This window comes from Serratia sp. 506_PEND, from assembly GCF_001076875.1.
In the GTDB taxonomy this organism is placed as follows: domain Bacteria; phylum Pseudomonadota; class Gammaproteobacteria; order Enterobacterales; family Enterobacteriaceae; genus Serratia; species Serratia marcescens.
Genome location: NZ_JVEL01000412.1, coordinates 1 through 18,176, shown reverse-complemented (window position 1 = coordinate 18,176; position 18,176 = coordinate 1). Strand labels below are relative to the sequence as shown.

The following is an 18,176-nucleotide window of genomic DNA, read 5'->3' as shown; positions in this document are numbered from 1 at the left end:
CTCTGTGTGATTGGTATATGCTTGGTGTATTGGCAAGGAACGAAGGAACGACGATAACAATGATTCTGATAATTTATGCTCACCCGTATCCCCGGCATTCGCATGCCAATCACCGCCTGCTGCAGGCGGTGAGGGATCTCCCCGAGGTGGAGGTGCGCTCGCTGTATGAGCTGTACCCCGATTTCAATATCGACATCAACGCCGAGCAGCGGGCGGTGGAACGCGCCGACCTGGTGGTGCTGCAACATCCGATGCAGTGGTACAGCTTCCCGCCGTTGTTGAAGCTGTGGATCGACAAAGTGCTGGAGCACGGCTGGGCCTACGGCCACGACGGCAATGCGCTGGTGGGTAAAGACTGCCTGTGGGCGGTGACCAGCGGCGGCGACGAGCACCACTTCGAGCTGGGCGATTTCCCCAACTTCGCCGCGCTGGCGCAGCCGCTGCAGGCCACGGCGATCTATTGCGGCATGACCTGGCTGCCTTATTTCGCCGTGCACAATACCTTTACCTGCAACGAGCCGGCGCTGCTCGCCGCCGGCGAAGCCTACCGCCAGCGGCTGGTCGACTATCTGATGGAACATGCCGAAGCGGAAACCCGGGAGGCCAGCCATGGATAATCACCACATGATGATCGAGGGGCTGATCTATCTCGGCTCCGCGGCGCTGTTTGTGCCGATCGCGGTGCGCTTGGGACTGGGCTCGGTGCTCGGTTACCTGATCGCCGGCTGCATCATTGGCCCCTGGGGGCTGAAGCTGGTGTCGGACGCCGAGTCTATCCTGACCTTCGCCGAGATCGGCGTGGTGCTGATGTTGTTTATCATCGGCCTGGAGCTGGATCCCAAACGGCTGTGGACGCTGCGCGCCTCTGTGTTCGGCGGCGGCAGCATTCAGATGGTGGGCTGCGGCCTGGCGCTGAGCGCCTTCTGTTACTTCCTTGGCCTTAACTGGAAGGTGGCGTTGCTGATTGGCCTGACGCTGGCGCTCTCATCCACCGCCATCGCCATGCAGGCGATGAGCGAACGCAATCTGACGCCGTCGCCGATCGGCCGCAGCGCGTTTGCGGTGCTGCTGTTCCAGGATATCGCGGCGATCCCGCTGGTGGCGATGATCCCGCTGTTGGCCAGCAGCGGCGCCACCACCACGCTGGGCGCTTTCATGCTGTCGGCGGCCAAGGTGGTGGGCGCGTTGACGATGGTGGTGTTGCTTGGCCGCTACGTCACCCGTCCGCTGCTGCACTTCGTCGCCCGTTCGGGCATGCGCGAAGTGTTCAGCGCCGTGGCGTTGTTCCTGGTGTTCGGCTTCGGCATCCTGCTGGAGATGGCCGGGCTGTCGATGGCGATGGGGGCGTTCCTCGCCGGGGTGCTGTTGGCGAGCTCTGAATACCGCCACGCGCTGGAGAGCGATATTCAGCCGTTCAAGGGACTGCTGCTGGGGCTGTTCTTCATCGGCGTCGGCATGTCGATCGACTTCGGCACGCTGTTCCATCATCCGTTGCTGATCGCCTCGCTGCTGCTGGGCTTTATGCTGATCAAGGCGGCGTTGCTGTGGCTGATTGGGCCGCTGCTCGGCGTGCCGAAGCGCCAGCGCGGCCTGTTCGCCATTCTGCTGGGGCAGGGCAGTGAGTTCGCCTTCGTGATCTTCAGCGCCGCGCAGCTGGCCGGCGTCTTGCCGGTTGAATGGGCCAAGTCGCTGACGCTGGCGGTGGCGCTGTCGATGGCGGCCACGCCGCTGCTGTTGGTGATCGCCGCGCAGCTGGAAAAAAATGCGCCGAAAGAGGATCGCCCGGCTGACGTCATTGATGACGAGAACGCCAGCGTGATCATCGCCGGCTTCGGCCGTTTCGGCCAGATCGCCGGTCGTTTACTGTTGGCCAACGGCGTGCACACCGTGGTATTGGATCACGATCCGGACCATATCGAAACGCTGCGTAAATTCGACACCAAGGTGTTCTACGGCGACGCCACGCGCGCCGATCTGCTTGAGGCCGCCGGCGCCGCTCACGCCAAGGTGCTGATCAACGCCATCGACGATGTGGAGGACAGCCTGGCGTTAACCGAGCTGGCCAGACAGCACTTCCCGCATCTGAAAGTGGTGGCGCGGGCGCGCGACGTCGATCACTGGTATCAGCTGCGGCAACTGGGGGTGGAAAAACCGGAGCGCGAAACCTTCGAAAGCTCGCTGCGCGTCGGCCGTGAAACGCTGGAGTTGCTGGGGCTGGACGCCTATGAGGCGCGCGAGAAAGCGGACACGTTCCGTCGCTATAACCTGAAGATGCTGGAAGATACGCTGGATAATTACCAGGATACTGAATTCCGTATCGCCAGCCTGCAGCGGGCCAAGGAGATGCTCAGCGCGGCCATCGAGCAGGATCAGAATCGGTTGGCGCGGGTGCAGCAGACCGGCTGGCGCGGCAGCATCGACGGCAAGGCGCCGGAGGATGAAGTGGTGGAAGCCAAAGGATAACCGCAGGGGCGCCGTGATGGCGCCCCTTTTGCTTAGCTCAGCGCGACCTTGATGCCTAAGGCGATCAACATGCCGCCCAGCAATTTGTCGACGATCTTCTGCGTCTTTTCCAGCCCGCGGCGCACTGGCCCGCTCTGGATCAGGAACACCAGCAACGGCCACCAGATGACCGACAGGCCGAGAATAATCCCCGCGTACCACAGCTTGTCCCCCAGACCGGAATCGATCTGCAGCACCTGGGTGAAGACCGCCAGGAAGAACAGGGTGGCTTTCGGGTTCAGCAGGTTGCACAGGTAGCCTTGCAAAAAGGCGCTCTTCAAGCTGACCCGCTGTTGCGGCAGATTGCTGACGTTCATTTTTCCGCCGCCGCGCGACAGCAGCGCCTGGATGCCGATCCACACCAGATAGACCGCCCCGGCGTATTTCAGCAGGTTGAACAGCCACGGCGTGGTGGTGATCACCACCGCCAGCCCGGCGACGCAGTAGGACATGTGGGTGGCGACGCCGCAGATCACGCCGAAGGCGGTCATCATGGCGGCCAGCCGCGGGTAGCGGGCGGCGTTTTTGATCACCAGGAAAAAATCCGGGCCGGGGGAGAGCATGCCGAGGGCGGCAATGCCGGCGACGAACAACGAAGTTTCAAGCATGGGAGACGTCTCGCGCAAAAGGCAGCAATCTGGCGATAATAACGCCGCTTCCTCTGATGCGCATCAACCCAATGAGGTATTGTTAGGCTCTATGATAATAATTCATCTCCCGCCAGCGACGGAGCACCATGCAGCAGACTACCACTACCGCCACAGACAGGCCGGAACCGCACCGGCAACAACGCGAAATCACCCGACTGTGCATTCAATGCGCGCTGCTGCTGTTGCAGCACGGCGCCGAGAGCACGGTGGTGGAACAGCTGTCGACCCGCCTGGGGCTGGCGCTGGGGATGGACAGCGTGGAAAGCTCGATCTCCGCCAATGCGGTGGTGTTGACCACTCTTAGCCATGGCGCCTGCCTGACCACCACCCGCAAGAACGTCGATCGCGGTATCAATATGCAGGTGGTGACCGAAGTGCAGCATATCGTGATCCTCGCCGAGCATCGCCTGGCGGATGCGCACGACGTGGCGCGCCGCTTTGAAAGGATCCGGCCGCTGCGCTACCCGCGCTGGCTGGTGGTATTGATGGTAGGGCTGTCCTGCGGGTGCTTCAGCATGCTCAACGGCGGCGGCGGCGACGCCTTCCTGGTGACCTTTATCGCCAGCGGCGCGGCGATGCTGGTGCGCCAGATCCTCACCGCCCGCCAGATGAATCCGCTGATCAATTTTTGCCTGACGGCATTTGTCGCGACGTCGATCTCCGGACTGCTGCTGCGCCTGCCGGCGTTTAAAGACACCTCGAGCGTGGCGATGGCCGCCAGCGTGTTGCTGCTGGTGCCGGGCTTCCCGCTGATCAACGCGGTGGCCGACATGTTCAAGGGGCACGTCAATACCGGACTGGCGCGCTGGGCGATGGCCAGCCTGCTGACGCTGGCGACCTGTATCGGCGTGGTGATGGCGATGTCGTTGTGGGATCTGCGGGGGTGGTCATGAATCTGCTGTGGGCATTGTTGCAGGAGATGCTGTTGGCGGCGGTGCCGGCGCTGGGCTTCGCCATGGTGTTTAACGTGCCGTTGCGCGCGCTGCGCTATTGCGCATTGCTCGGGGCTATCGGGCGCGGTTCGCGCATGTTGATGATGCATGCCGGCATGAACATTGAGTGGGCCTCGCTGTTGGCGGCGATCCTGATTGGCATCATCGGCATCTACTGGTCGCGCTGGCTGTTGGCGCATCCGAAGGTGTTCACCGTGGCGGCGGTGATCCCGATGTTCCCCGGCATTTCCGCCTATACCGCGATGATAACTGTGGTGGAGATCTCGCATCTGGGCTACAGCGAAGCCCTGATGGAGACCATGATCACCAACTTCCTCAAGGCCAGTTTCATCGTCGGCGCGTTGTCGATCGGCCTGTCGTTACCGGGCCTGTGGCTATACCGCAAACGCCCCGGCGTGTGAAATTTCCCGGCGGAAGAACGTTGGTTATTAGATATGCTGATAAGAGCTATCTTATATATTCATCTTGCTTGATTAGCCTATCGACGGCACTCAGGCCTTTACGTATAGTGTCACCAATTTTGCTGCCTACACAGGGTTAAACAATGATTATCAGCCTGATCGCTGCCTTGGCGGCGGATCGCGTTATTGGCATGGAAAACGCCATGCCGTGGCACCTGCCGGCGGACCTTGCGTGGTTTAAACGCAACACGTTGAATAAGCCGGTTATTATGGGGCGCAAGACCTTCGAGTCCATCGGCCGCCCGCTGCCGGGCCGCCACAATATCGTTTTGAGCAGCCGCCCGGGCAGCGAAGCCGGGGTGACCTGGGTAACCTCGCTGGATGAGGCGCTGGCCGCCGCGGGCGACGTGGAGGAAGTGATGGTGATCGGCGGTGGGCGTATCTATACCCAGCTGCTGCCGCGCGCCGACCGTCTGTACCTGACGCACATCGACGCCGAAGTCGGCGGCGATACCCACTTCCCGGATTACGAGCCGGACGAGTGGGAAACCACGTTCAGCGAATTCCACGACGCCGACAATCTGAACTCGCACAGCTACTGTTTCGAAATCCTGCAGCGCCGCTGATTTCAGCGCGTTAGCCAACTCTCCCGGGGGCGCAAGCAATTGCGCCCCCGGCCTTTTTGCGCCGGTCATTTGTAACCTTTCCGTCACATTACCTGATTAGTATGAAGCCCAACTCCGAGCGCCACGGCAACTCTGGTGAATCTTGACCGCGGCGCCATAACTAAAAAGGTAACCACGTTATGACCAAGCAAATTGAGCAATTAGACGCCGACCGCCTGATCGATCCCACTCGCCGCAAGCTGCTGCTCGGCAGCGCCGGCGCCGTCGGCCTGGCCGGCTTTCTCGGCGGCGGCATCTGGTCGGTTTCCGCCGAGGCGTTGGCCGAGGATCTGCCGCCGAACACGCTGTTGGGCTTTCAGGGCATCGCCGCATCTACCGCCGACGAGGTGACCATCGCGCCGGGCTACCGCGCGGAGGTGCTGATCTCCTGGGGTGAGCCGCTGGTGGACGGCGCGCCGGCCTTCGATCCGCAGGGCAACAACAGCGCCGCCGATCAGGAAAAACAGTTTGGCGATAACAATGACGGCATGAGCTTCTTCCCTATCGATGACAATCACGGCGTGATGGCCATCAATAACGAATACGTCAACGAGCAGTATCTGTTCGCCCACGGCGGCGCCAAAGCCACCAGCCTGGAAGAGGTGCGCAAGTCACAGGCGGCGCACGGCGTCTCCATTGTGGCGGTCAAGCGTGTCGGCGACGGCCAGCGCTGGGAGGTGGAACGCCCATCGCGCTATAACCGCCGCATCACCGCCAACAGCGAAATGCAGTTCAGCGGCCCGGCCGCCGGGCACCCGCTGCTGCAGACCGCCGCCGATCCGAGCGGCCGCAAGGTGCTGGGCACCTTCGGCAACTGCGCCAACGGCAAGACGCCGTGGGGGACCTATCTGACCTGCGAGGAAAACTTCGACACCTATTTCGGCACCCGTCAGGCCGATTATCGAACCACGCCGGAACAAAAGCGCTACACGCTGAAGGTCAGCGAACCGGAGCGCAACTGGCCGGACTATGACGAGCGCTTCGATGTGGCGAAGAACCCTAACGAATTCAACCGTCACGGCTGGATCGTCGAGATCGATCCGCTGAATCCGAGCTCGACGCCCATCAAGCACACCGCGCTCGGCCGCTTCAAGCATGAAAACGCGGCGGTGACCGTGGCCAAAGACGGCCGTCTGGTGGTGTACATGGGCGACGACGAGCGCGGCGAACATATCTATAAGTACGTTTCCAAAGGCGTGGTCGACGCCGCCAATCCGGCCAACAATCGCACGCTGCTGGACGAGGGAACGCTGTACGTGGCGCAGTTCGACGGCGATGAGGCCGGCACGCCGCTGAAGGGCAAAGGGCGCTGGATTGCGCTTGAGTTTGGCAAGAATGGCCTGACGCCGGAGAACGGTTTCCGCGACGAGGCCGAAGTGCTGATCTTCGCCCGCAAGGCGGCGCAGCAGGTCGGCGCCACCAAAATGGATCGCCCGGAGTGGATCGCGGTGAACCCGCATGACGGCCGCGCATACTGTACGCTGACCAACAACAGCAAGCGCGGTGAGGAAGGGATGCCGCTGAACGCCGCCAACCCGCGACCGAACAATATCTATGGCCAGATCATTCGCTGGGACGAAGGCGGCGACGCCACCGCCGATGTCTTCGCCTGGGACATCTATGCGCTGTGCGGCAACCCGATCGCCCACCCCGAAGGCGTCAACCGCGGCACGCCGAATATCACGGCGGAGAACACCTTCAACAGCCCGGACGGGTTGGGCTTTGATCGCGCCGGCCGTCTGTGGATCCTCACCGACGGCAAGTACAGCAACAAGGGCGATTACGTCGGGCAGGGCAACAACCAGATGCTGGTGGGCGATCCGGTCAGCGGCGAGATCCGCCGTTTCATGGTGGGGCCGAAGTCCTGCGAATTGACCGGCATCACTTTCACCCCGGACTACAAGACGATTTTCGTCAACGTACAACATCCGGGAGAAGAGGGCGATTCGCACTTCCCGAACAACAGCCCGCGCCCGCGTTCATCGGTGTTGATGATCACGCGTGAAGATGGCGGAGTGATTGGGGCGTAAGACGGCAATACCGAACAAAGGCGGCCGCCGGGCCGCCTTTATCGTTTCAGGATGCGGCTAATCTGCCGGCGTGACCAGGCGCCTCGCCCCGATTGGCGGGCTGCGTGAAGTAACGGCGGTCTTCCCAGCGCAGCATCGTCAAGTCGCCGCCCCAGCAGCAGCCGGTATCCAGCCCGATCACGCCTTCCGGCGTGCCCTTGCCTTCGAGCGAGGCCCAGTGGCCGAAGATGATGGTGTATTCGGGGTCGACCAGGCGCGGCAGTTCGAACCACGGCTTCAGCGGCGCCGGCGCGCTGCCCGGCGCATCTTTGCAGATCATGTCGAGCTGGCCGTTGGGGAAGCAGTAGCGCATGCGCGTTAGCGCATTGGTGCTGAAACGCAGGCGCGCCAGGCCGCTCAGCTCCGGCGCCCAGTTGTTCGGCATGTCGCCGTACATGGCGTCGAGGAACAGCGGGTAGCTGTCGCTGCTCAATACCGCTTCCACTTCGCGCGCGCACATTTTCGCGGTGTCGATATCCCACTGCGGAGTGATGCCGGCGTGCGCCATCACCAGCTTTTGCTCATCGTCCACCTGCAGCACCGGTTGGCGGCGCAGCCAGTTGATCAGCTCGTCGGCGTCAGGCGCCTCCAGCAGCGGGGTGATGCGATCTTTGGGTTTGTTGCGGCTGATGCCGGCGTAAACCGCCAGCAGGTGCAGATCGTGGTTGCCCAGCACCATGCGCACCGCCGGACCGAGCGAGCGCACGTAGCGCAGCACGTCCAGCGAGGCGGGGCCGCGCGCCACCAGATCGCCGGTCAGCCACAGTTGATCGCGCTCGGGATCGAACGCAGCCTGAGCCAGCAGCGACTTCAGTTCATCGAAACAGCCGTGAACGTCGCCGATAAGGTATGTCGACATAATTAATGGATCAGCGTTGGAATGGCTAAGCGAAACACGGGAATAGCGGTGCGGAACGGCTGACCCTGATGGTCAACCATTTCGTAATGGCCTTCCATGGTGCCCAGCGGCGTTTCCAGAATGGCGCCGCTGGTGTACTGAAACTCTCCGCCGGGCGGAATGACGGGCTGTTCGCCGATCACGCCTTCGCCCTGGACTTCGGTTTGGCGGCCGTTGCTGTTGGTGATCAGCCAGTAACGGCCCAGCAGTTGCACGTCGGTCCGCCCCAGATTGCGGATGGTGATGGTATAGGCGAAGACGTAACGCTCTTCTTCAGGGATCGACTGTGATTCCACATAGATGCTCTGAACCTGAATACACACGCGGGGCGAATCAATCATGACAACAACTCCTTATTGCTGCGGCGCCGGATTGGCTGACAGCCAGTTGGCCAGCTTGCAGTACTGCGCCACAGAAATATTTTCTGCTCTGAGCGAAGGATCGACGCCCAGTTCCATCAGCTGTTCCGGCGTGAACAGGTCGCCCAGGCTGTTGCGGATGGTTTTCCGCCGTTGGTTGAACGCCTGCGTGGTGATGCGGCTCAGCATGCGCACGTCGCCCACCGGGTTCGGCAGCACGCTGTGCGGCACCAGACGCACCACGGCGGAATCGACCTTCGGCGGCGGCGCGAACGCGGTCGGCGGCACTTCCAGCACCGGAATGACGTTGCAGTAGTACTGCGCCATCACGGTCAAACGCCCGTAGGCCTTGCTGTTTGGGCCGGCCACCAGACGGTTGACCACCTCTTTTTGCAACATAAAGTGCATGTCGCGGATTGCCTGAGTATAGCTGAAAAGGTGGAACATCAGCGGCGTCGAAATATTGTACGGCAGGTTACCAAATACGCGCAGCGGTTGGCCAGCTTCCTCGGCCAGTTCGGCGAAATTCACCGTCATGGCGTCCTGCTGGTGGATGGTCAGCTTGTCTTTCAACCGCGGGTGGTTCTCCAACCGGGTGGCCAGATCGCGGTCCAGTTCGATCACCGTCATGCGGTCCATGCGTGCGCCGACCGGCTCGGTCAAGGCGCCGAGGCCGGGGCCGATTTCAACCACCGCTTCGCCCGGCTGCGGGTGAATGGCGGAGACAATGCTATCGATGACAAACTGATCGGTTAAAAAGTTTTGTCCAAAGCGTTTGCGGGCAAAGTGCCCTTGGTGGACTCTGTTATTCATTACAATTAATTATCATTTTAATGGCGAGATTCAGGGCCGTTTGGAAACTGCCGACATCGGCGGTGCCGGTGCCGGCCAGTTCCAGAGCGGTACCGTGGTCGACCGAGGTGCGTATGAAAGGCAAACCGAGGGTGATATTCACCGCGCGGCCGAACCCTTGGTATTTTAGCACCGGCAGCCCCTGATCGTGATACATCGCCAGCACCGCATCGGCATCTTGCAGATATTTGGGCTGGAACAGGGTGTCCGCCGGCAGCGGGCCGATCAGATGGATACCGTCAGCGCGCAGCGCGTCGAGCGCCGGGATGATGGTGTCTATCTCTTCGCGCCCCATATGGCCGCCTTCCCCGGCGTGGGGATTCAGACCGCAGACGTAAATGTGCGGCTGGGCGATGCCAAATTTGGTTTTCAGATCGTGATCGAGAATGCGAATGACTTCGAACAGGCTCTGCTGCGTGATGGCGCCCGGCACCGCCAGCAGCGGCAGGTGGGTGGTCGCCAGCGCCACGCGCAGCTCTTCGGTCGCGAGCATCATCACCACGCGATCGCAGCGGCTGCGATCGGCAAAGAATTCGGTATGGCCGATAAACGGCACGCCGGCGTCGTTGATCACGCCTTTGTTCACCGGGCCGGTGATCAGGGCGGCAAACTCGCCGTTCAGGCAACCGTCGCAGGCGCGCGCCAGGGTTTCCACCACGTAGGCGCTGTTGCCTACGTTCAGTTCACCGGCGGTGACCGGCTGAGCGAGCGACACCGGCAGCACGGTCAGCGTGCCGGCGCGTTGCGCCTCGGCCGGTTGCTGCGGTTGGTAGTCACGCAGCGTCAGCGGCAGGCCCAAACGCTTGGCGCGTTCAAGCAGCAGGGCCGGATCGGCGCACACCACCAGCTCAACAGGCCAATCCTGTTGCGCCAGGGCGGCTACCAAATCCGGCCCCACCCCGGCGGGTTCGCCGGGGGTAATGACAACGCGTTTATTGCTGCGCATCGCTGCCATCGAGGATCTTCACGTAAGCCTGGGCGCGCTGTTCCTGCATCCAGGTCTGCGCCTCTTCGGCGAACTTACGGTTGAACAGCATGCGGTAAGCGCGATCTTTCTGCGCGGCGTCGGTTTTATCCACCTGACGGGTATCCAGCAGCTGAATCAGGTGCCAACCGAAGGAAGAGTGGACCGGCGCGCTGATTTCACCTTTGCTCAGCTTCAGCAACGCATCGCGGAAGGCCGGATCGTAGATGTCCGGGGAGGCCCAGCCCAGATCGCCGCCCTGCATGGCGGAACCCGGATCCTGCGACAGCTGTTTGGCTTCGTCGGCGAATTTGGCGCGGCCGCTCTTGATCGCTTCCGCCACGGATTGCAGCTTGGCGCGCGCCTGATCGTCAGTCAGCACCACCGAAGGCTTCAGCAGGATGTGACGGGCGTGCACTTCGGTGACCGACACCGACTGGCTCGCGCCGCGGATGTCGTTCACTTTCAGGATGTGGAAGCCGACGCCGGAACGGATTGGGCCGACGACGTCGCCTTTCTTGGCGCTCACCAGACGTTCAGCGAACAGGGTCGGGATCTCTTGCAGCTTGCCCCAGCCCATGTTGCCGCCTTTCAGCGCCTGAGAATCGGCGGAGTAGGTGATCGCCAGTTTGCCGAAGTCGGCGCCGCTGTTGATCTCACCCACCAGGCGTTTGGCCAGCTCTTCGGCTTTATCGACCTGCTGCTGCGACGGGTTTTCCGGCAGCGGGATCAGGATGTGGCTGATGTTCATTTCGGTGTCGCTGCCGTTCTGCGCGCCCACCTGTTTGGCCAGCGCGTCCACTTCCTGCGGCAGGATGGTGACGCGGCGGCGCACTTCGTTGTTACGCACTTCGGAGATCAGCATCTCTTTGCGGATCTGCGAGCGGTAGGTGTTGTAGTTCAGCCCTTCGTACGACAGGCGGCTGCGCAGCTGATCGACGCTCATGCGGTTCTGCGCGGCGATGTTGGCGATCGCCTTGTCCAGATCGGCATCGGACACGGTGATGCCCATTTTCTTGGCCATCTGCAGCTGGATGTTATCCATGATCAGGCGTTCGATGATCTGATGACGCAGCGTCTTGTCGTCCGGCAGTTGCTGGCCGGCCTGCTGGGCGTTGAGCTTGACTGACTGCAACAGACCGTTGACGTCGCTTTCGAGTACCACGCCGTTATCCACGACGGCGGCGACTTTATCCACTTCTTGGGGTGCTGCGAACGCGGCATTGGCGCAAACCACCAATCCGAGAATAAGCGTTCTCCAGTTCTTCATACATTTCCCATTATGTAATCCGCAAATGCGGGTGAAAGTTCTCGTTTTCAAAGTGTTGCAAAGCGTCAGAATGCGCGCTGATACGGCAGAATGCCGGAGCGCAGCATTTCTGCGGAGCCGAGACTATGATCGCTGCTCAGGCCGCGCAGTTCGACGTTGAACGAAACTCTGTTGTCGTAAACGCTGGTATTGTTGCTGGTGTTCCAGTCGGTGATCTTGCGCTCATAGCCCAGCGTCACCGCCCAGCAGCAGGTGTTGTACTTCAGCCCCACCAGCTGATCGGCGGATTGTTTGGCGCGGGTGTCGTAATAATACGCCCCGACCACCGCCCAACGATCGGCGATCGGCCAGCTACCGGTGATGCCCACCTGCGAGATGCCGTCCTGGAAGGCCGGAACCTGCCGGGTGTTCAGCGCCGTCTGGATATATTCCGGCGTGGCGTAACGGTAGTTCAACTGCACCACGCGCTCGCTGTCCTGGCGGTATTCCACCACGCCGTTGCCCAGCGAGACGCTGTTCAGGCGGGTGTCGTACTGCAGGCCGCCGCGCAGGCCCCAACGATCGTCGATTTTCCAATAGGTATCGCCGGCCCAGGCCACGCTGCCGGTGTCGTCGTTGTTGTCGTAACCGGTCATCCGGTCACCGGTACGGGAACGGCTGAAGTAGTAGATTTGACCCACGGAAGCGTTAAAACGTTCAACCAGCGCGTCATCATAAATACGGGTGGTCACACCGGTAGACACGCGGTTCTGCGAAGCGATGCGATCCAGGCCGCTGTAGGTGCGGTCGCGGAACAGGCCGGAGTAGTCGGTCTGCAGCAGCGTGGTGTCGTAGGTGTAGATGTTGCTCTGGTCGCGGTACGGCACGTACAGGTACTGCACGCGCGGCTCCAGCGTCTGGGTGGCGCCTTCGGCCCAGATCATCGGCCGTTCGAACACCAGCTTGCCGTCAACCTTGAACTGCGGCAGTACGCGGTTGACCGAGTTGTCGAGGTTCGGTGCGTCAGCTGCGCTTACTTGATTACGCATAGCATAGTTGGCGGCGAAACCGTCAGGAATATCCTGCTGGTAGTGGGTCGCCATCACCTTGGCTTCGGTGTTCAGGCTGGCCCAACCGTTGGTCAGCGGCAGGCTCAGCGTCGGTTCCATGTGCAGACGGGTGGCGTCCGGGCTGTACGGGTTGACGCTGGTGAACTTGGCCGCCTGACCGTAGATATGGAAGTCGAACGGGCCGAGGTCGTTCTTGTAGTAGTTCAGATCCAGCTGCGGCTGTACCTTGTAGGTCTGCGACCAAGTACGATCGGTATTGTCGAAGATCTGGAACTGCTTGGAGCTCAGCGTGGCGTTCCAGTTCTCGTTGGCGTAGCCGAGGCTGAATTTCTGCGTGGCGTAGCCGTCGGTGGTGGAACCGTACTTAGAGTCCAGATCGGTGAAGTATTTGTAATCGCTGACCTTGGTGTAATCGACGTTGAAGCGCCACACCTGATCCATGACGCCGTTGTGGTTCCAGTAGAACAGCCAGCGTTTGCTGTCGTCATTGTCTTTGCCGTATTCCTTGTCGTCCGGCAGCCAGTCGAACTCCATCAGGCCGAGGCCCGGCTGCACCAGATAACGGAACTCGGTCTGCCACTGCAGGCCGCGCTTGGACATATAGTGCGGCGTGATGGTGGCGTCGTAGTTCGGCGCGATGTTCCAGTAGTACGGCAACATGAACTCGAAGCCGTTGTTGCTGCCGTACTTGGCGTTCGGGATCAGGAAGCCGGAGCGGCGCTTGTCGCCGACCGGCAGCTGCAGGTACGGGCTGTAGAACACCGGCACGCCGCCGATGCGGAAGCGGGCGTTCCACACTTCCGCCACCTGCTCTTCGCGATCGTGGATCACTTCGGAGCCGACCACGCTCCAGCTGTCGTCGCCCGGCAGACAGGAGGTAAAGGTGCCGTTTTCCAGGATGGTGTAACGGTTGGCGCCGCGCATTTTCATCTTGTCGGCGTCGCCGCGCCCCTGACGGCCGACCATCTGGTAGTCGCCTTCATAGACGTCGGTATCTTTGGTATTCAGGTTCGACCAGGCCTTCGGGCCTTTCAGTTTGATCTGATTGTCGCTGTAGTGCACGTCGCCGGTGGCGGTGACGGTGCGCACCGGTTCCGTCTGGCCAGGGTTTTCCGTCTGGTTCAGCTCGACTTCTTTGGCGGTCAGGGTGCTGTTGCCCTGCTCGATATGCACGTTGCCGGTGAACAGGGCGCTTTTCGGGTAGTCGGCGCGCGAGTCATCGGCATTGATGGTCACCGGCTGGCTGTTCGGATCGCCGCTGACCAAAGGCTTGTCGTAAACGGGAACGCCAAGCATGCATTGCTCGGCCAGATCAGCCAGCGCATGCTGACTGTAGAGTGCCGTCCAAATCATCGTGGCCAGCAGTGTTGGGAAACTTTTTTTCATACGCGGTTTTGGTGTTCCGTCATCAGAGGCGTCGTGTCCGGCAAACGGTCAGAGACTATATTACTCATCTGCGTTGCGCTAGTGCTAAATCCAGCCGTTTACTTGCGTCGTCGTTAGGCGCAAAGATAAATGACAGGTATGATAATCCAAATTCTAGGAAAAATCGCCTGCGCCCTTTCCTGAAGCGAAGGAGAGCGGGCGGCTTTCGGCATGATAATTGAGGAGTATATGCAGTATTGGGGAAAACTGCTCGGCGTCATCGTCGCCATCTGGTCTGGCGCGGGATTCTGGGGTGTAGTTCTGGGGCTGATTATCGGTCATATGATCGATACGGCGCGCAGCAACAAGCGCAGCCGGGGGTTTTTCACCGACCAGCAAACGCGGCAAACGCTGTTTTTCCGCACCACTTTTCAGGTGATGGGCCACCTGACCAAATCCAAGGGACGCGTTACCGAGGCGGATATCCAGATCGCCAGCCTGTTCATGGATCGCCTGCAGCTGCACGGCGAAGCGCGCACCGCGGCGCAGCAGGCGTTCCGCGAGGGCAAACAGAGCCAGTTCCCGCTGCGTGAGACGCTGCAGCAGTTCCGCAGCATCTGTTTCGGTCGCTTCGATTTGATTCGGATGTTTCTGGAAATTCAGATCCAGGCGGCGTTCGCCGACGGCTCGCTGCACCCGAACGAACGTCAGGTGCTGTATGTCATCGCCGAAGAGCTGGGCATTTCGCGCGCGCAGTTCGATCAGTTCCTCAGCATGATGGAGGGCGGGCGTCAGTTCGGCGGCGGTCAGCAGGGCGGGTATTCGCAGGGCGGCTATCAGCAGGCTCAGCGCGGCCCGACGCTCGACGATGCCTGCAAGGTGCTCGGCGTGAGCAGCAGCGACGATGCCGCCACCATCAAACGCGCCTACCGCAAGCTGATGAGCGAACACCATCCGGATAAGCTGGTGGCGAAGGGCTTGCCGCCGCAGATGATGGAAATGGCCAAGCAGAAAGCGCAGGAGATCCAGGCGGCGTACGACCTGATCAAACGCGAGAAAGGCTTCAAATAACGATACCTGTCATACTTCGAGCCGCAGGTGTATTGGCTGCCCGCGCTTACCCCGGTCACGTACTTTTTGTACGCTCCCGGGGCTGCGCTTGGTTGCCGCCTTCCTGCAACTCGAATTATTTAGGGTATCCCTGAGCGGTGGGCTCAGAAATCCGGCTCGGCGCGAAAGTGCATCGGCGTCTGGAAGGCGGGGTGGGTGATGCGCAGCTCTTGCGCATGCAGCTGTAGCCGTGGCGCCATCGCCTTAGCCTCCGGCGGGGCGTAGAAACCGTCGCCGAGGATCGGATGCCCCAGCGCCAGCATGTGCACCCGCAGCTGATGCGAGCGGCCGGTGATCGGCGTCAGCTTCACGCGCGTGCTGCCGTCGGCGTCGCGCGACAGCACCTGATATTCCGTTTGCGCCGCTTTGCCGGTGTCAAAACACACCTTTTGCAGCGGCCGGTTCGGCCAATCGCAGATCAGCGGCAAATCCACCAGTCCTTCGTCATGTTCCATATGCCCCCAAACGCGGGCGATATAGGATTTCTTCGGCTCGCGTTCGCGGAATTGACGCTTCAGCTCACGTTCGGCGGCCTTGTTGAGCGCCACCACGATCACCCCGCTGGTGGCCATGTCCAGCCGGTGCACCGATTCGGCGGCCGGATGATCGGCCTGAATGCGGGTCATCAGGCTGTCTTTATTCTCCGGCGCGCGGCCGGGCACCGACAGCAAGCCGCTGGGCTTGTTGACCACCATGATGTGTTCATCCTGATACAGGATGTGCAGCGGGTCCTGCGGGGGATTGTAGGGTTCCATCTTGGCTCCGCGAAAAGGGCCGAACGGGGAGACGGTGGCCTCCCCATGTCGCGCCGGTTACTGGTGGGTGACCACCACCAGACGAATGGCGTCCAGGCGCCAGCCGGCTTCATTGAGGTTGGCCAGCACCTGACGGCGGTTGAACTCCAGCGCTTCGACTTCGTCGTCGCGGATGTTCGGGTTGACCGCCTTCAGCGCTTCCAGACGCGCCAGCTCGGCGCTCAGCTTGTCGTCCGCTTCTTGCTTCGCCTGTTCGATCAGCGTGCGCGCCTGCGCTTCCACCAGGTTTTCCGCCTGCTGCAGCATGGCGTGCACGTCTTGCTGCACGGCGTTGACCAGCTTGCTGGAGGTGTGGCGGTTGACCGCGTTCAACTGGCGGTTGAAGCTTTCGAACTCGACCTGCGCCGCCAGGTTGGTGCCCTTGCGATCCATCAGCATGCGGATCGGCGTCGGCGGCAGGAAGCGGGTCAGCTGCAGGTGTTTCGGCGCCTGGGCTTCCACCACGTACACCAGCTCAACCAGCAGGGTGCCGACCGGCAACGCTTTGTTTTTCAACAGGGACACCGCGCAGCTGCCGGTATCGCCGGACAGGATCAGATCCAGGCCGTTGCGGATGATCGGGTGTTCCCAACTGACGAACTGCGCGTCTTCACGTGACAGCGCCCGATCGCGATCGAAGGTGACGGTGCAGCCGTCCTGCGGCAGGCCCGGGAAGTCCGGCACCAGCATATGGTCGGACGGCGTCAGCACGATCAGGTTGTCGCTGCGGTCTTCCTGATTGATGCCGACGATGTCGAACAGGTTGAGCGCGAAGCCCACCAGGTTGACGTCGTTATCCTGCTCGGCGATGGCGGCGGCCAGCGCTTGGGCTTTGTCGCCGCCGTTGGAGTGCATCTCCAGCAGGCGGTCGCGGCCCTGTTCCAGCTGCGCTTTCAACTGGTCATGCTGCTGGCGGCAGGCGTGGATGAATTCGTCGAAGCCTTCTTGTTCAGTCGGCGCGGCCAGATAGCCGATCAACTGCTCGTAGCAGCTGTCGTAGATGGTGCGGCCGGTTGGGCAGGTGTGTTCGAAGGCATCCAGCCCCTCGTGGAACCAGCGGCCCAGCACCGCCTGTGCGGTGTGCTCCAGGTAAGGCACCATGATCTGGATATCGTGCATCTGGCCGATACGGTCCAGACGGCCGATACGCTGCTCCAGCAGATCCGGGTTGAACGGCAAATCGAACATCACCAGCTGGCTGGCGAACTGGAAGTTGCGGCCTTCGGAACCGATTTCGGAACACAGCAGCACCTGCGCGCCTTCCTCTTCGGAGGCGAAGTAGGCGGCGGCGCGGTCGCGCTCGATGATCGACAGCCCTTCGTGGAACACCGCGGCGCGGATCGCTTCACGCTCGCGCAGCACCTGCTCCAGCTGCAGCGCAGTATCGGCCTTGGCGCAGATCACCAGCACCTTTTCGTTGCGGTTGGCCAGCAGGTAATCCAGCAGCCACTCGACGCGCGGGTCGAAGTTCCACCAGGTGGCGTTTTCGCCCTCGAATTCCTGATAGATCTGCTCCGGGTACAGCATGTCGCGCGCGCGCGCTTCGACGGATTTCTTGGCGCCCATGATGCCGGACACTTTGATCGCGGTCTGATATTGGGTTGGCAACGGCAGCTTGATCTGGTGCAGGTTGCGGTGCGGGAAGCCCTTCACGCCGTTACGGGTGTTGCGGAACAGCACGCGGCTGGTGCCGTGGCGATCCATCAGCATGGCCACCAGCTCCTGACGCGCCTGCTCGGCGTTGTCGCCTTCGCTGTTGGCGGCCTTGAGCAGCGGTTCGATGTCCTGTTCGTCGATCAGCTCGCCCAGCAGGTTAAGCTTGTCGTCAGCCAGGCGTTCACCGCTCAGCAGCAGGGTGACGGCGTCGGCCACCGGACGGTATTTCTGCTGCTCGGCGACGAACTCGCCGTAGTCGTGGAAACGGTTCGGATCGAGCAGGCGCAGGCGCGCAAAGTGGCTCTGTTGGCCCAACTGTTCCGGGGTGGCGGTCAGCAGCAGTACGCCGGGGATATGCTCGGCCAACTGTTCGATCACCTGATATTCGCGGCTCGGCGCTTCTTCGCTCCAGGCCAGGTGGTGCGCTTCATCGACCACCAGCAGATCCCACTGGGCGTCCGCCAGCTCTTCCAGGCGCTGCTTGTTGCGGCGCACGAAGTCCAGCGAGCAGATCACCAGCTGTTCGGTCTCGAACGGGTTGCTGCTGTCGAGCTTGGCTTCGGCGTAGCGGCTGTCGTCGAACAGCGAGAAATAGAGGTTGAAGCGGCGCATCATCTCT

At 61.5% G+C, this 18,176-nt stretch carries 16 protein-coding genes; 7 read left to right on the top strand and 9 right to left on the bottom strand.

Annotation, left to right across the window (positions count from 1 at the left end; translation table 11 throughout):
• Positions 1-59 precede the first annotated feature (59 nt).
• On the top strand, positions 60-617 hold the full coding sequence (gene kefF, locus ADK28_RS15290; protein WP_016929126.1) for a glutathione-regulated potassium-efflux system oxidoreductase KefF: 558 nt from the start codon (positions 60-62) through the stop codon (positions 615-617).
• Entirely contained in the window at positions 610-2,463 is a 1,854-nt protein-coding gene (gene kefC, locus ADK28_RS15285; RefSeq protein ID WP_021505358.1) for a glutathione-regulated potassium-efflux system protein KefC, read from the top strand. The genes kefF and kefC overlap by 8 nt, the downstream gene beginning before the upstream one ends.
• A gap of 32 nt (positions 2,464-2,495) precedes the next feature.
• Here kefC and ADK28_RS15280 read toward each other — a convergent pair whose 3' ends face one another.
• A complete protein-coding gene (locus tag ADK28_RS15280) occupies positions 2,496-3,110 on the bottom strand; it encodes a LysE family translocator (RefSeq protein ID WP_033641235.1) in 615 nt (204 codons plus the stop codon).
• 128 nt (positions 3,111-3,238) lie between these two features.
• On the opposite strand from ADK28_RS15280, the gene ADK28_RS15275 reads away from it, so the two are divergent.
• The 4 genes from ADK28_RS15275 to ADK28_RS15260 all read left to right on the top strand — a co-directional run bounded on the left by ADK28_RS15275 (position 3,239) and on the right by ADK28_RS15260 (position 7,201).
• On the top strand, positions 3,239-4,045 hold the full coding sequence (locus ADK28_RS15275; protein WP_016929123.1) for a threonine/serine ThrE exporter family protein: 807 nt from the start codon (positions 3,239-3,241) through the stop codon (positions 4,043-4,045).
• A complete protein-coding gene (locus tag ADK28_RS15270) occupies positions 4,042-4,506 on the top strand; it encodes a threonine/serine exporter (protein WP_015376621.1) in 465 nt (154 codons plus the stop codon). The genes ADK28_RS15275 and ADK28_RS15270 overlap by 4 nt, the downstream gene beginning before the upstream one ends.
• Positions 4,507-4,649: 143 nt before the next feature.
• Entirely contained in the window at positions 4,650-5,132 is a 483-nt protein-coding gene (folA, locus tag ADK28_RS15265) for a type 3 dihydrofolate reductase (RefSeq protein WP_016929122.1), read from the top strand.
• A 179-nt stretch (positions 5,133-5,311) separates the two neighbouring features.
• A complete protein-coding gene (locus tag ADK28_RS15260) occupies positions 5,312-7,201 on the top strand; it encodes a PhoX family protein (protein ID WP_048796018.1) in 1,890 nt (629 codons plus the stop codon).
• Between the two features lie 46 nt (positions 7,202-7,247).
• Here ADK28_RS15260 and apaH read toward each other — a convergent pair whose 3' ends face one another.
• From apaH to lptD, 6 genes are all read right to left on the bottom strand, one after another.
• Complete coding sequence (gene apaH, locus ADK28_RS15255) at positions 7,248-8,099, bottom strand: bis(5'-nucleosyl)-tetraphosphatase (symmetrical) ApaH (RefSeq protein WP_033641237.1); 852 nt, start codon at positions 8,097-8,099, stop codon at positions 7,248-7,250.
• A 2-nt stretch (positions 8,100-8,101) separates the two neighbouring features.
• Positions 8,102-8,479: a Co2+/Mg2+ efflux protein ApaG gene (apaG, locus tag ADK28_RS15250; protein WP_016929119.1), complete on the bottom strand. Its 378-nt coding sequence runs from the start codon at positions 8,477-8,479 to the stop codon at positions 8,102-8,104.
• Positions 8,480-8,491: 12 nt separating this feature from the next.
• Positions 8,492-9,310, bottom strand: coding sequence for a 16S rRNA (adenine(1518)-N(6)/adenine(1519)-N(6))-dimethyltransferase RsmA (gene rsmA / locus ADK28_RS15245; RefSeq protein ID WP_016929118.1), 819 nt, complete (start codon positions 9,308-9,310; stop codon positions 8,492-8,494).
• Positions 9,303-10,295: a 4-hydroxythreonine-4-phosphate dehydrogenase PdxA gene (pdxA, locus tag ADK28_RS15240; RefSeq protein WP_015376625.1), complete on the bottom strand. Its 993-nt coding sequence runs from the start codon at positions 10,293-10,295 to the stop codon at positions 9,303-9,305. The genes rsmA and pdxA overlap by 8 nt, the downstream gene beginning before the upstream one ends.
• Entirely contained in the window at positions 10,282-11,583 is a 1,302-nt protein-coding gene (surA, locus tag ADK28_RS15235; protein WP_033641238.1) for a peptidylprolyl isomerase SurA, read from the bottom strand. Before surA ends, pdxA begins: the two co-directional genes overlap by 14 nt.
• A 65-nt stretch (positions 11,584-11,648) precedes the next feature.
• On the bottom strand, positions 11,649-14,018 hold the full coding sequence (lptD, locus tag ADK28_RS15230; RefSeq protein ID WP_048796017.1) for an LPS assembly protein LptD: 2,370 nt from the start codon (positions 14,016-14,018) through the stop codon (positions 11,649-11,651).
• Between the two features lie 228 nt (positions 14,019-14,246).
• Between lptD and djlA the strand changes: the two genes are divergently transcribed.
• Positions 14,247-15,068 (top strand): co-chaperone DjlA, encoded by an 822-nt coding sequence (gene djlA, locus ADK28_RS15225; protein ID WP_033641240.1) that lies wholly within the window; start codon positions 14,247-14,249, stop codon positions 15,066-15,068.
• A 143-nt stretch (positions 15,069-15,211) separates the two neighbouring features.
• On the opposite strand, the gene rluA is transcribed toward djlA, so the two are convergent.
• Complete coding sequence (gene rluA, locus ADK28_RS15220; RefSeq protein ID WP_016929114.1) at positions 15,212-15,862, bottom strand: bifunctional tRNA pseudouridine(32) synthase/23S rRNA pseudouridine(746) synthase RluA; 651 nt, start codon at positions 15,860-15,862, stop codon at positions 15,212-15,214.
• Positions 15,863-15,919: 57 nt separating this feature from the next.
• The coding region (gene rapA / locus ADK28_RS15215) for an RNA polymerase-associated protein RapA (protein WP_048796016.1) at positions 15,920-18,176 on the bottom strand (2,257 nt) is incomplete at its 5' end.

Excerpts from the sequence above, each read along its gene's own strand:
- kefF (WP_016929126.1), top strand. The coding sequence starts at position 60 with ATGATTCTGATAATTTATGCTCACCCGTATCCCCGGCATTCGCATGCC.
- kefC (WP_021505358.1), top strand. The coding sequence starts at position 610 with ATGGATAATCACCACATGATGATCGAGGGGCTGATCTATCTCGGCTCC.
- ADK28_RS15280 (WP_033641235.1), bottom strand. The coding sequence starts at position 3,110 with ATGCTTGAAACTTCGTTGTTCGTCGCCGGCATTGCCGCCCTCGGCATG.
- ADK28_RS15275 (WP_016929123.1), top strand. The coding sequence starts at position 3,239 with ATGCAGCAGACTACCACTACCGCCACAGACAGGCCGGAACCGCACCGG.
- ADK28_RS15270 (WP_015376621.1), top strand. The coding sequence starts at position 4,042 with ATGAATCTGCTGTGGGCATTGTTGCAGGAGATGCTGTTGGCGGCGGTG.
- folA (WP_016929122.1), top strand. The coding sequence starts at position 4,650 with ATGATTATCAGCCTGATCGCTGCCTTGGCGGCGGATCGCGTTATTGGC.
- ADK28_RS15260 (WP_048796018.1), top strand. The coding sequence starts at position 5,312 with ATGACCAAGCAAATTGAGCAATTAGACGCCGACCGCCTGATCGATCCC.
- apaH (WP_033641237.1), bottom strand. The coding sequence starts at position 8,099 with ATGTCGACATACCTTATCGGCGACGTTCACGGCTGTTTCGATGAACTG.
- apaG (WP_016929119.1), bottom strand. The coding sequence starts at position 8,479 with ATGATTGATTCGCCCCGCGTGTGTATTCAGGTTCAGAGCATCTATGTG.
- rsmA (WP_016929118.1), bottom strand. The coding sequence starts at position 9,310 with ATGAATAACAGAGTCCACCAAGGGCACTTTGCCCGCAAACGCTTTGGA.
- pdxA (WP_015376625.1), bottom strand. The coding sequence starts at position 10,295 with ATGCGCAGCAATAAACGCGTTGTCATTACCCCCGGCGAACCCGCCGGG.
- surA (WP_033641238.1), bottom strand. The coding sequence starts at position 11,583 with ATGAAGAACTGGAGAACGCTTATTCTCGGATTGGTGGTTTGCGCCAAT.
- lptD (WP_048796017.1), bottom strand. The coding sequence starts at position 14,018 with ATGAAAAAAAGTTTCCCAACACTGCTGGCCACGATGATTTGGACGGCA.
- djlA (WP_033641240.1), top strand. The coding sequence starts at position 14,247 with ATGCAGTATTGGGGAAAACTGCTCGGCGTCATCGTCGCCATCTGGTCT.
- rluA (WP_016929114.1), bottom strand. The coding sequence starts at position 15,862 with ATGGAACCCTACAATCCCCCGCAGGACCCGCTGCACATCCTGTATCAG.